This window comes from Nocardia araoensis NBRC 100135 (assembly GCF_000308435.1).
GTDB classification, from domain to species: Bacteria; Actinomycetota; Actinomycetes; order Mycobacteriales; family Mycobacteriaceae; genus Nocardia; species Nocardia araoensis.
In genome coordinates this window covers 85,740-97,073 of record NZ_BAFR01000352.1, presented here as the reverse complement: position 1 = coordinate 97,073, position 11,334 = coordinate 85,740, and the positions used below count along the sequence as shown (strand labels likewise).

10 protein-coding genes are annotated in these 11,334 nt (G+C 68.5%); 3 read left to right on the top strand and 7 right to left on the bottom strand.

Annotation, left to right across the window (positions count from 1 at the left end; translation table 11 throughout):
- Nucleotides 1-23: 23 nt before the first annotated feature.
- The 4 genes from ON21_RS35270 to ON21_RS35255 all read right to left on the bottom strand — a co-directional run bounded on the left by ON21_RS35270 (nt 24) and on the right by ON21_RS35255 (nt 4,707).
- Complete coding sequence (locus ON21_RS35270; RefSeq protein ID WP_245562868.1) at nt 24-1,661, bottom strand: fatty acyl-AMP ligase; 1,638 nt, start codon at nt 1,659-1,661, stop codon at nt 24-26.
- A gap of 514 nt (nt 1,662-2,175) precedes the next feature.
- A complete protein-coding gene (locus ON21_RS35265) occupies nt 2,176-2,526 on the bottom strand; it encodes a hypothetical protein (protein WP_039805379.1) in 351 nt (116 codons plus the stop codon).
- A gap of 89 nt (nt 2,527-2,615) precedes the next feature.
- Nucleotides 2,616-3,023, bottom strand: coding sequence for a PIN domain-containing protein (locus ON21_RS35260; protein ID WP_039805482.1), 408 nt, complete (start codon nt 3,021-3,023; stop codon nt 2,616-2,618).
- 4 nt (nt 3,024-3,027) lie between these two features.
- The gene (locus ON21_RS35255) at nt 3,028-4,707 is read right to left on the bottom strand and encodes a S8 family peptidase (protein ID WP_051021808.1); all 1,680 of its coding nucleotides are present in this window, start codon (nt 4,705-4,707) and stop codon (nt 3,028-3,030) included.
- A gap of 299 nt (nt 4,708-5,006) precedes the next feature.
- Here ON21_RS35255 and ON21_RS35250 point away from each other — a divergent pair, with 299 nt between their 5' ends.
- Both ON21_RS35250 and ON21_RS35240 read left to right on the top strand, forming a co-directional pair.
- Nucleotides 5,007-6,341 (top strand): cation:proton antiporter, encoded by a 1,335-nt coding sequence (locus ON21_RS35250; protein ID WP_063821193.1) that lies wholly within the window; start codon nt 5,007-5,009, stop codon nt 6,339-6,341.
- Between the two features lie 301 nt (nt 6,342-6,642).
- A complete protein-coding gene (locus ON21_RS35240; RefSeq protein WP_039805377.1) occupies nt 6,643-7,902 on the top strand; it encodes a KasA/KasB family beta-ketoacyl-ACP synthase in 1,260 nt (419 codons plus the stop codon).
- A 15-nt stretch (nt 7,903-7,917) separates the two neighbouring features.
- Here ON21_RS35240 and ON21_RS35235 read toward each other — a convergent pair whose 3' ends face one another.
- The 3 genes from ON21_RS35235 to ON21_RS35225 all read right to left on the bottom strand — a co-directional run bounded on the left by ON21_RS35235 (nt 7,918) and on the right by ON21_RS35225 (nt 9,614).
- On the bottom strand, nt 7,918-8,325 hold the full coding sequence (locus tag ON21_RS35235; RefSeq protein ID WP_039805376.1) for an ArsR/SmtB family transcription factor: 408 nt from the start codon (nt 8,323-8,325) through the stop codon (nt 7,918-7,920).
- Nucleotides 8,325-8,981: an SRPBCC family protein gene (locus ON21_RS35230; RefSeq protein WP_039805375.1), complete on the bottom strand. Its 657-nt coding sequence runs from the start codon at nt 8,979-8,981 to the stop codon at nt 8,325-8,327. The genes ON21_RS35235 and ON21_RS35230 overlap by 1 nt, the downstream gene beginning before the upstream one ends.
- Before the next feature lie 93 nt (nt 8,982-9,074).
- Nucleotides 9,075-9,614 carry a TetR/AcrR family transcriptional regulator gene (locus ON21_RS35225; protein WP_245562867.1) on the bottom strand — a complete coding sequence of 180 codons (540 nt, stop codon included), beginning with the start codon at nt 9,612-9,614 and terminating at the stop codon, nt 9,075-9,077.
- 169 nt (nt 9,615-9,783) lie between these two features.
- On the opposite strand from ON21_RS35225, the gene ON21_RS35220 reads away from it, so the two are divergent.
- Nucleotides 9,784-11,106, top strand: a complete 1,323-nt coding sequence (locus ON21_RS35220; protein WP_039805374.1) for a lipase family protein — start codon at nt 9,784-9,786, stop codon at nt 11,104-11,106.
- The last annotated feature ends 228 nt before the right edge of the window (nt 11,107-11,334 follow it).

Genomic DNA, 11,334 nt, shown 5'->3' with positions numbered 1-11,334 from the left:
GCTCCTCGGCGGATTCCGGTCGATCAGGCGGTCATGGCTCGGCTCAGCGCCGGTTCGAGATCCTCGTGCAGCACATTGGCGACGCGGCCTCGGAGGAACGCCTGCCGCATCGAACTGCGCCGGACCTTCCCACTCGTAGTGCGGTGCACCGATCGGGGCGCGACGAGAACGACATTCGGTGCGGGCACGCCGAACCTGCGAGCAATCGCCGACTTGATCAACGAGGTGAGTTCGGCGAACGTGGTGGCGCCTTGCCGCGCCGTCTTGACACCTTGGAGCACGACAAGCCTTTCCCGGCCGCTCGCGTCGACGGATACGGCGACGCCGGCACTGTCGGCCAGCGCCGGATGCAACTCGCGGACCAGCCCCTCGATGTCCTGGGGGTAGACGTTGCGTCCGTTGACGATCAACAGGTCCCCGAGGCGTCCCGCGACGAACAATTCGTTCTCGCTCAGCAGACCGAGATCACCGGTGCGCAGAAACGGCCCCTCGGTACCGAGGTAGGCTTCGAAGGTTTCGCGGGTCTCGTCGGGGCGGTTCCAGTAGCCGACGGCGACACTGCCGCCGCGTATCCAGATTTCTCCGACGGTGTTCTCCGGCAGCTGTTGCCGCCGGTGCGGGTCGACGATCCGGATGTCCAGACCGCGGGCTGCGTAACCGCAGCCGACGAGCCGAGTCTCGTGGCCGACGTCGAGGTAGACCGGCGCCGAAGGGGCGGTTCGGGCGCTGGCGAGTAGCGTCACCTCGGCCAGGCCGTAGGCCGGCCGGAATGTCGTCGGCCCCCAACCCGCGGGTGCGAATCGTTCGAGCACCGCCGCCACGGTCCGCTCACGGATCGGTTCGGCGCCGCTGAGCGCGATCTCCAGCGTGCTGAGATCGAGATCGGCCAACTGTTCGTCGGTCACCCGGCGCGCGATCAGGTCGTAGGCGAAATTCGGTGCGGCGGTGAAGGTCCCGCGGTACCTGTCGATGGCGTGAAGCCAGCGCACCGGGCGCTTGAGGAACGTTGTCGGCGCCATGAACACCAGGTTCGCGCCGGCGTATACCGCTCCGAGCAACAGCCCGATCAGGCCCATGTCGTGAAAGTGCGGAAGCCAACCGACGCCGGTGCCCGCATCGTTCATCCCGCCCGCGACGATGGCGGCCTCGTTGTGCATGAGGTTGCCGTGGGTCACGACAACGCCCTTGGGAGTGCCGGTCGATCCGGACGTATATTGCAGGAAGGCGATCGTCCCGGCGTCGATGACGGGCATCCGCCACGCGTCGGGCGCACCGAGCGGACCGTCGGTCGCGACTACGGCCACGGGCGCCTCGACCAGCGGCTGGACGTGCGCGGTGGTGAGTACCAATCGGGCGCCGGAATCCGCGATCACGCTCGCTACTCGCTGCGTGCTGCCCGCATCGTGCGGCACGGGCGCGGGAACTGCCACCACCCCGGCGTACAGGCACCCGAGAAACGCCCGCAAGAAGGCCATCCCGTCGAGATACAGCAGCACGACCGGCTCGACCGACTCCGGACGGCCCGCCAGCCAAGCCGCGAACGCTCTCGCGTCACGGTCGAGTTCCCGGTAGGTGCGGATCTCCTCACCGAGTTCCAGCCCGGCTTCACGAAGATAGGTGTATGACCTGGTATCGCCATATTCGGCAACCTGTTGCCTCATGTGGTGAACGAAAGTCGGCTGCATCTCGTGCTTCCTTCGTAGCGATCGGCATCGGAGTTCGGCTACTACTGTGCGCTGGGCATAACCGCAGAACCAGGGACCTCAGGGAGCACCCAGCAAACCCAGGGGTGGCATCGGAGCACCCCTGGGGTGCTGGCCTTCCGCGCCGCGGTGTAGATAGCTGTCGATCTGCTGAGGGCACAGCTCCAGGACCGGGCCGACAACCGACGGCCGCTTCCGAACCGCACGCGGCTACTCACCGACCGTCGCGGGTGTGCTGACCGTCGCCGTAGGAGGCGCACACGATGGTGGCGATGGGTGCGGCAGGGCGTTCAGGTTGAGGTTGCTCCCGCCGGAGGTGCTGGGGTGGATCCCAGTTCGGCGAATCCTTGCGCGGTCAGGCGAGTGCCGTACAGGAGGACGGCGCCAGACAACCGGCTCTGCTCGACTGAGCCACCGAAACGCGTAGAGCCCCGAAGCCCATCGGGTCCCTACGCGTCCGCCGGGAGCGCGGTCAGTACGAGGGACGCTCGGCAGAACGCAGATCGACGGTCGTCGCCGAGGTCAGGGCGACGGCCAGGCAGCGCAACTCGCCGGGAATCAGAATCGATCGGATCGCACCCTGGAAACATTCGAGCACCGCGCCGTCGGACCACCGCACGTCGTAGCGGTACCAGCACCGACCGGCGCCGCCCGCGCGCTGGACGTCCCGCTCGACCCGGACGGCCAGCTCGGCGAGCGCCGCGCGCACCTGGCTCGGCGCGCCGGTGCTGGCGATCTTCCACCACGGCCGATTGAAGTAACCTGGCTCGGAGATCTCGACCAGGTAGAGCAACGGCATCCCCACGACGTCGGAGGCGGTCATACCGCTCAGAGTGCCGCAAAACGGACTGGACGGATGGGTGAAACGCCGGGCGTCATCAATGCGATATCGACGGCCCGGCGCTGACCGCGTCACGAGCCGATGCGATCGAGCAGCCAGCTCGGACCCACCGTCTCCGCCCCGAAGGCCGCCACGCGGTCACGCAGCTCCCGGTCCGCCGTCACCACCGTGATCGGACGGCTGCCGTCCTCCGCGTGAGCCGCGGCCACCACACCGACGATGGCGTCGTCCCCCGAACCGTCGGCTCGCATCACCCGCACGCCGCCGACTTCCTGATGCGCCGCATCGACCGCCGCCTTCGCCGCTCCCTCGAGCACCACGATCAGTTCGGCGGATTCCGCCAGACGCTCCGGCAGGCCGGTCATCCGCTCGAGCAAGCGCCGAGCGGCGCCGGAGCGGTCGCGCCACCACCCGTCGGGCCGCGAACCGATGACATTCGCCGCGTCCACCACGATCAGCCGAGCATCCTCCGCCGCCACCCCCTCAGTCTCCTCCCACGCCGAGCACCGCACCGGCGGCCGACTCGGCCTCCGCGGGCCGCGCCGCTCGCACGGCGGCGAGGGCGTTGATCCTGCCGTACCCGTATTTGTCGCTGTGCCCGTCGGCCCCGTAGCCGCCGCCCTGCGGATCGATCCTGTCGCAGGCGCCTTTCAGCAGGTTCTTCACCTTGTCCCAGGTCAGATCGGGGTTCACCGACAGCATCAGGGCCACGGTCCCGGCGGCGCCCGGACAAGCGCTGGACGTGCCGCCGAAGTCGTTGGTGTAGTCGCCCGCCGCGTCGCCCGAGGCCGCCGCGCCGGGGTTGTAGCCGTCCGCACCGTGCCGATCCACGGTCCAGATCCCGGGCGTGAGCGGGTCGGGATGCCCGAAGGGGCGGTGCCCGATGTCGCTGCTGGGGAACGCGCACCACACGGCTTTGCCGAAATCGCTGTAGACACTGCGCTTACCGGTGTCGTTGCAGGCCGCGACCGCGATGACCTTCGCGAAGCTCGCGTAGCCGTCGTTGTCGACCGACTCGTTGCCGTTGCCCGCCGCGAACAGCACCACGCAACCCTTGCCGCCGCGTCCGCTGGTGACGGCGTGTTCGATCGCCAACCTGGTGCTCGCGGGCAGCGCCACGACCCGGTTGTGCACCGGATCGCCCGGCTGGAACCATGCGCCGTCGGCCGGGCCCCAACTGCACGAGATGACGTCCGCGCCGTGATCGGCGGCCCACTGGAAAGCGTCCGCCTCGGCTTGCGAACCGAGCCCGGAGGCGAGCCGGATGGGCATCAGCGCGGCTTCCGGCGCCACTCCGGACGCTCCGGCCGTGCCGTTGGCGCACGCCACGCCCGCGCAGGCGGTGCCGTGATTGTCACCGTTGTCGGGTCCGGTGCCGAAGGTGTCCTTCGGGCGTGGATCGCCGGTCTTCGCCGTGACATCCCGTGGCGCGACGATCTTGGCGGCACCGGCGAATTCGGCGTGGTCGATGTCGACGCCGTCGTCGATGATCGCGATCGTCACCCCGGCCCCGCGGGTGATCGCATGGGCGGCTTCCACTCCGGCATGCGCGTCGATCGTGACACCGCCGATGGTGGTCTTCTTCAGATGCCACTGCTGGGGAAAGATCGTCTTCTTGGCGCGGCTGCGGATCAGCTCGGGATGGCAGTACTCGACGTCGTCGCGATTCAGCAGCGCGTTGGCGATGTCGAAGACCTGCTGGCCGGTACCCTCCGGCGCCGCCGTGAAATACGCATTGGTGGCGTACGAAACAGTGTGCTTCACAGTCAGATTCGCCGCACCCAGCACGGCGAGACAATGCTCGTGGTCGACGCGGTCGACGAACTTCACGAAGATGTTCTCGGTATAGAGCACCGGTTCCCCGGTGGCGGGATCCACCAGGACGTGGCCGGCGAACCGCACCTCCGGCGCGGCGTCGAGCACCGGCTTGCGCTGCTGCACCGACCTCGATCCCGCGGGCAGCCGGTAGACCTCCACCCCCGCCTCCGGGTAGGCCTGTACCAGTGTCGCGTCGTCGAGTTCGGCACCGAGCGGGGTGCGCACCGACCCCGATTGCCGCCGGATCCCGCGACCGCTGTGTGTGCGCACCACGATCAGATCGGGACTCTGCGCCAGCTCGAAACCAGGATCGTCCTTCGTACCGAAATTCGCGATGGGCACCATGATCTCCTTCGTCGTGGGACCGGAGCACCAACTATGAACCACACCCCGGCAACCACGGAAATACCGGGAAGCGCAACACTCTCGTGTCGGCGGTACCCGCTTCGGCAAACCCACGGAATGCACACCTCGGGCCGGTCGGTGCCCGAACAGGCGTGAGCGTGGGGTGGATCACTCTCCGCCCTCGCGCACCGGGCCGGTGCGATATCGTCTCAGCGCAGGGCAGTCCATATTCCGGGGGTTCCGCGGGCGGTCGATGCGCTACGGAGAATCCCCGTGCCCGTGTCGAATTCGCTCCCGCGATGTCCTCGGCGTCGAACGGAGTCGAGGCGTTGCCGAGCGACCAGATGATCTTCTTGTTATTGGATCTCGTAGTGATCGTGGCCGCGGCGCGCCTGCTGGGATGGCTGGCGGCGAGGCTGGGCCAGCCTCCGGTGATCGGCGAGATCCTGGCAGGCATACTCGCGGGCCCCACCGTACTCGGGGCGCACCTGTCCGAAACCCTTTTCCCGCACGACATCCGCTCGTATCTCACCGCCTTCGCGAACGTCGGCGTGATGATCTTCATGTTCTCGGCGGGCCTCGAGATGGATCTCCGGTCCGTCGCCGGGCGGCGGCGGTCGGTCACGGCGATCGCGCTGTCGGCCTACCTCACGCCGTTCGCGCTCGGTTCCGCCGTCGCGGTGTGGGCGCTGGCCCGGCACGACGGCGGCAACCGGTTGAACTTCGCACTCTTCATCGGTTGCGCACTGGCCGTCACGGCGTTCCCGGTACTCGCCCGAATCCTGCACGACCGCAAGCTGCTCGGCACTCGGCTCGGCCAGTCGGCCATGACGTGCGCCGCACTGGACGACGTTCTCGCCTGGTGTGTGCTGGCGGTGGTCATCGGCATCGCCCGGCCCGGCCTCGGTCACCACTGGCGGTTGCTGTTGTTCGTTCCGCTGGTCGTGGTGCTGTGGTGGGGGGTGCGCCCCGCGCTGGACCGCCTCGCGGGCGCCGGATCCGAGAAGAATCCGTCCAACATGGTCTTCATCGGCGTCGCCGGCGCTCTACTGCTGGGTGCGACCACCGAATGGATCGGGTTGCATCTGATCTTCGGCGCGTTCCTGTTCGGGGTCGTCTTCCCCCGGCGGTTGCGCGCGGCCGTCGACAGCGGCGCCCAGCTCCTGAGCAGCATCTTCCTGCCCGCGTTCTTCGTGGTGGCCGGTCTCCAGGTGGACCTGGGCAGCATCGATCGGGCCGGTATCGCGGAGTTCGCCGCGATCATGTTCGCCGCGCTCGCGGGCAAGCTCGGCGGCACCTATGTGGCGGCTCGCTTCAGCCGGGCCGGTCGCACCGAATCCGCGGCGCTCGCGGCGCTGATGAACACCCGAGGTCTGACGGAACTGGTGATCCTGAACGTGGGGCTCACGATCGGCGTCATCAACGAGCGGCTGTACTCGCTACTGGTCATGATGGCGTTGATCACCACGGCGATGACGGCGCCGTTGCTGAAACTCTTCGGTGTCCCGCGCGCGCTGCACGTCGGCGACCAGCCCCGGGGGACCGGAGGAGAACGGGCGGCGCACCGATTCCGCCGCACAGACCGAGACCGCGACCTCATGATTCGAACATCCGCCGGTACTGCGCCGGGCTGACACCGAGATGGCGCTCGAACAGCGCCCGGATGTCGGCCGGATTCCTCGCGAAGCGCTCGGAGCCGGTTGCGGCGATGGTGTTTCGTCCGACGCGTACCCGGGCATCACCACAGTCGCCGCATTACGCAGAATCTCCAGCCCGGCCACAGCGACACACGACAACCCTGGAACCGACGTCGGCGCCGTCGGCGAGACAGCGCACACCTCGAGGCGGTAGTCGGGGTCGGATCCGAGCACGTCGATCGGGATCGCCGCATCCCGAACCACGCATCCGAGCCGACGAGCCGAAAGAAGGAGTTCGATGTCCGATTTCGCGGGCTTCTCCACCAGCAACGGGGGGTTCCGGAGTGTGGTCGTCACCGCTGTCGAGATGTCGACCGCGGTCGGCGCCGACACCGAGACGACGTGGAAGGGACTGCTCGCCGGGGAGACCGGGATCGCCAAGGTGCGCGATCCCGACTACGAGCGCTTCGAGGTCCCCGTCGACATCGGTGGTCAGTTCGAGCTCGATCCGACGGATGAGCTCAGCCGCGTGCAGAAGCGCCGCATGTCCTACGTCCAGCAGGTGGCCTATGTCATGGGCAACCGGATCTGGGACACCGCGGGCAGGCCGGAGGTCGATCCCGATCGGCTCGGCGTCTGCATCGGCACCGGTCTCGGCGGCGCCGACACGATCATCGAGTCCAACGACCTGATGCGGGAATCGGGCTATCGCAAGGTGTCTCCCTTCGCGGTGCCCATGGCCATGCCGAACGGCGCCGCCGCGGTGGTCGGGTTGGAGCTCGGTGCGCGAGCCTGCGTGATGACGCCCGTCTCGGCCTGCGCTTCCGGATGCGAGGCACTGGTACACGCGTGGCGTTCGATCATCCTCGGGGAAGCCGACATGGTCGTCGCCGGCGGTGTGGAAGGCCATATCAACGCGCTTGCGGTGGCCGGATTCGCGATGATGCGGGCGTTGAGCACACGGATCGACGAGCCCGAGCGCGCGTCACGCCCGTTCGACCGGGACCGCGACGGTTTCGTCTTCGGCGAAGCCGCCGCGCTGTTCGTGCTGGAGTCGGAAGAGCACGCACGCGCGCGGGGCGCGAAGCCCCTGGCTCGCCTGCTGGGCGCGGGCCTGACCGCCGACGGCTACCACATGGTTCTGCCGGATCCCGACGGCGCGGGAAACATTCGCGCGATGCGCCGCGCACTCGAGACGGCAGGCGTGCGCGGCAAGGACATCGACCACGTCAACGCCCACGCCACGGGCACCTCGTTCGGCGACCTGGCCGAAGCCAGAGGGATCCGGGCGGCGGTGGGCGACCACCCTTCGGTCTACGCCCCCAAATCCGCGCTGGGGCATTCCGTGGGCGCGGTCGGCGCGGTGGAAGCCGCCCTGACCGTGCTCAGCGTGCGCGACGGGGTGGTGCCGCCCACGCTGAACCTCGACAACCAGGACCCCGAGATCGGTCTCGATATCGTGCACGGCAGCGCCCGCACCCAGCACATCGAATACGCGCTGAACAACTCGTACGGATTCGGCGGCCACAACGCGGCCGTCGTGTTCGGCCGCTGCTGAGCGTGCGCCTCCGCACTATGCGTGGCGAGCCTGGCTGCCTGCATCCGCTCCGCCGGTTCGGCCGCTCGCCGTACCACGGCGCGCTCGTTTTCCGCGGGCGATCTCCGTCGCGAGCGCGTCGAGCGGTTGCGCGAACTGGCGCATCGGGTCCGCCAACCCGGTCAGCCAGGCCCGAGCGGCGTCGACACCGGTGGGGTCGAGGGCGTATATCCGCCGCGTGCCCTCGGCGCGGACCAGTACCAGCCCGGCGTCGCGAAGCACCTTCAGGTGCTGGGAGACGCCGGGCTGAGAGATCGGCGCGCGCTGTTGGACGGCGGCGACCAGCGCGCCCGCGGGCTGCTCCTCGGCCGCCACCAGTTCGAGGATGAACCGGCGGACCGGATCGCCGAGCGCCTCGAAGATCTTCGCTGGGGACCGATCCATCAGGCCTCGGAGCCGCCCTCGGGAACGACCGTGTAGAAGTCGATGGTCCGCAGCGCCGCCGAGTGCGCGGCCGCCGGGTCGTCCCCGTCACCGACGGCTGCCTCCGCCCAGTCGAGAGCCGCCGTCCGGACGAACGTCAGGCCCTCTGGCGTAGTCGGGAAGGCGAGACCCTCGGCCGGGTCCACCGGCTCGCCGCTGGACAAGTGCAGCCCGAGACCCATCAGGGCCAGATCCCAGCCGACGCCCACCGCCCCCGGCCCGTACTGCTCCCAGAACTCGGGCGCGACCGGCGCCTCGTGCAGCAACTCCAATTCGGTGCCGTCCGCGGTCGGCCTGAGAAGGACCGTGAGCCACGAGACCTGCGGTCCCATCTCCCAGGTCACGGCGAACCGCTCCGGCGCGTCGCACTGTTCGACGACACCGTTGGCGTTGCCCTCGAGTTGATAGCGGCCGCCGACCCGCAGATCGCCGCTGATCGGCAGAAACCAGCGCGGGATCCGCTCGCTATCGGTGAGCGCGTCCCAGAGATCCGCTCGATCGGTCGGATAGTCCCGCCGGGCGACAGCGATACGGGTGGGTACGCCGTCGCGGGATCCGGTGCGGACTTCGCGGGTGACGAGCCCGGCGATGGCCGCGGGATCGGTCAGCAACACCATGACAACCTCCATGAATAAGTTTTTACTTATATTATCGCAGGGTGGCGTGACCGCAAGACCGACCCAGCGCCGCCGCGCGGACGCGCCGCTCGATCAGCCGTCCTGGGACAACCCCGCGATGGCGCGCAGCGCGGAGATCATTCCCGTGACCGGTATGCCGGGATCGATCGACCGGAACAGACCCAGCCCGACCCCGAGGGCGAGCACGGCGACGGCGGCGTCGGCACGGGGCATCGGGGTGTCGAGATCGTCCGTCGCCCGCAGTGCGGCGCCGACCAGGCCCACGATGTTGTCGAGCCGGGTCGCCAGCTCGGCGCGCAGGTGCTCGTCGCGCCGCGCGTGCACGCTGAACTCCAGTTCCAGATGCGTCCAGTCGGGCTCGCCGACCACCCGTTCGGCCCATTCGGTCATCCGCTTCACCCGCTGCGCGGCCGTCGGCGCGGCGATGATCTCGGCGATCTCCGCCGCTCGCTCACCGTGAATTTCGTCCAGCACCGCCAGACACAAGTCGTCTTTGGTGCCGAAGTTGGAATACACCGCACCTTTGGTGAAACCAGCGGCTTTCGCGACCTTGTCCAGAGTCGTGGCCTGATAACCGTCCTGGAGAAAAAGCCGCTTGGCGGTTGCGATCAAAACGGCGCGTGTCCGCGCCTGACTCTGCGCTCGTGTCGGCCGGGAACGCCCCGCCCCCGCGAGCCGCCGACACTCATCGCCATTCCCGGACAATTTCGACCCCTTACAGATACTCTCAGTATCCGATTCTAGATGCCAGGGGTATCCCAATCGCAGGAAGGATCGCATCGTGAGGAGCCGAATACTCAGATTGGCCACAGCTTTGTCGGGAACCCTCCTCGTGGTCGGGGGTGGGGCGGTCGCCGCCCCACACGCATGGACGGAACCGGCCGCGGAATCGGTGGCCGGCGACGATTTCTACGTCCCGCCCGCGGCACCGGCGGGCGCACCGGGCTCCATCATCCGCGCCGAAGGGTCGCGGCTGGCGATCTCGGTCCCCGGGCAACCGGGGCAGGTACCGGCGACATCGACGCGCATCATGTACACCAGCAGCGATACCCACGGTGCCCGCACCGCGGTGACGGGAACCTATCTGGAACCGTCCCAGCCGTGGACCGGTCCGGGCGAACGACCGCTGGTCTCCTACGCGGTCGGCACGAAGGGACAGGGCGATCAGTGCGCGCCGTCGAAATTGCTGGCGCAATTCATCCAATACCAGCCCCCGTTCGACGTGATCGTCGAATACGACGTACTGGCGATCTACACGTTGCTGGCCCGCGGCATGTCGGTGATGGTGACCGACTACCACGGTCTGGGTACACCGGATGTGCACGACTATCTCAACCGGAAATCTCAGGCCTACGCGGTCCTCGACGCCGCGCGCGCGGCGCTGCAATTGCCGGGCACCAGCGTGCACCCCGGCTCGCCCGTCATTCTGTACGGATACTCCCAGGGCGGCATGGCGTCCGCGGGCGCGGCCGAACTGCAGCCGAGCTATGCCCCCGATCTGAACGTGCGGGGCGCCTACGTCGGCGGACCGGTCGTGGACGACGAGTACTTCATCGCCTTCAACGACGGACGAGCCCCGCTCGGGCCCGCCTTCGCGTGGATCCTCAACGGCATCGCCGCCAATTACCCCGAGACCCAGCCGGTGCTCGACGCCGAACTCAACGACACCGGTAAGGCGATCATGCGCGAGTCGGTGGACAAGTGCGCCGTGCCGCTCGGACTGGCCCAGCAGTTCCCGAACACCTCGCAGTGGACCACCAGCGGGCAACCACTGACCGCGGTGATCGATCAGTCCCCGGTGCTGAAGGCGGCGTTCAACGACCAGCGGGTCGGCACGCTGACCCCGGGAGTGCCCGTCCTCATCGCCTCGAACCAGGCCGACGAGGGCGCACCGTACGTGCCCGTCCGGGAAGTGGCCAGCAGCTGGTGCGGCGGCGGCGCGCCTGTCCAACTGAACGCGAATGCCGAGCTACCCAGCGTCATCACCGGGTTGCGGGTCACCCACGTGCTGGCGTTCTTCCCGTCCCTGGGCGCCTCACAGGACTGGATGACCGAACGGCTGGCGGGCCAGCCCGCTCCGTCCAACTGCGGGGCACTGCCCTGATTTGCGAAAGCGAGACCCCCTCGGATACCGTCGGTATCCGACTCGAAGAGTCGGCACAGCGCCGCGCGCAGCGGTCGCGCTCGTAGTGCCGCGAGCTTCATGAACGATGGTCGGCCGCGGCCCGGTTTCCCGACCGGACCGCGGCCGACCTGCCTGCCCGGAGAAGCACGGACGTCCGCGCAAGCAGGCGAGCTTCACCCCGCACGGTCTCCCGCCGCCCCGGATCTG

Coding starts and splice junctions, on each gene's coding strand:
- ON21_RS35270 (WP_245562868.1), bottom strand. CDS start 1,661: ATGAGGCAACAGGTTGCCGAATATGGCGATACCAGGTCATACACCTAT.
- ON21_RS35265 (WP_039805379.1), bottom strand. CDS start 2,526: ATGACCGCCTCCGACGTCGTGGGGATGCCGTTGCTCTACCTGGTCGAG.
- ON21_RS35255 (WP_051021808.1), bottom strand. CDS start 4,707: ATGGTGCCCATCGCGAATTTCGGTACGAAGGACGATCCTGGTTTCGAG.
- ON21_RS35250 (WP_063821193.1), top strand. CDS start 5,007: ATGTCCTCGGCGTCGAACGGAGTCGAGGCGTTGCCGAGCGACCAGATG.
- ON21_RS35240 (WP_039805377.1), top strand. CDS start 6,643: ATGTCCGATTTCGCGGGCTTCTCCACCAGCAACGGGGGGTTCCGGAGT.
- ON21_RS35235 (WP_039805376.1), bottom strand. CDS start 8,325: ATGGATCGGTCCCCAGCGAAGATCTTCGAGGCGCTCGGCGATCCGGTC.
- ON21_RS35230 (WP_039805375.1), bottom strand. CDS start 8,981: ATGGTGTTGCTGACCGATCCCGCGGCCATCGCCGGGCTCGTCACCCGC.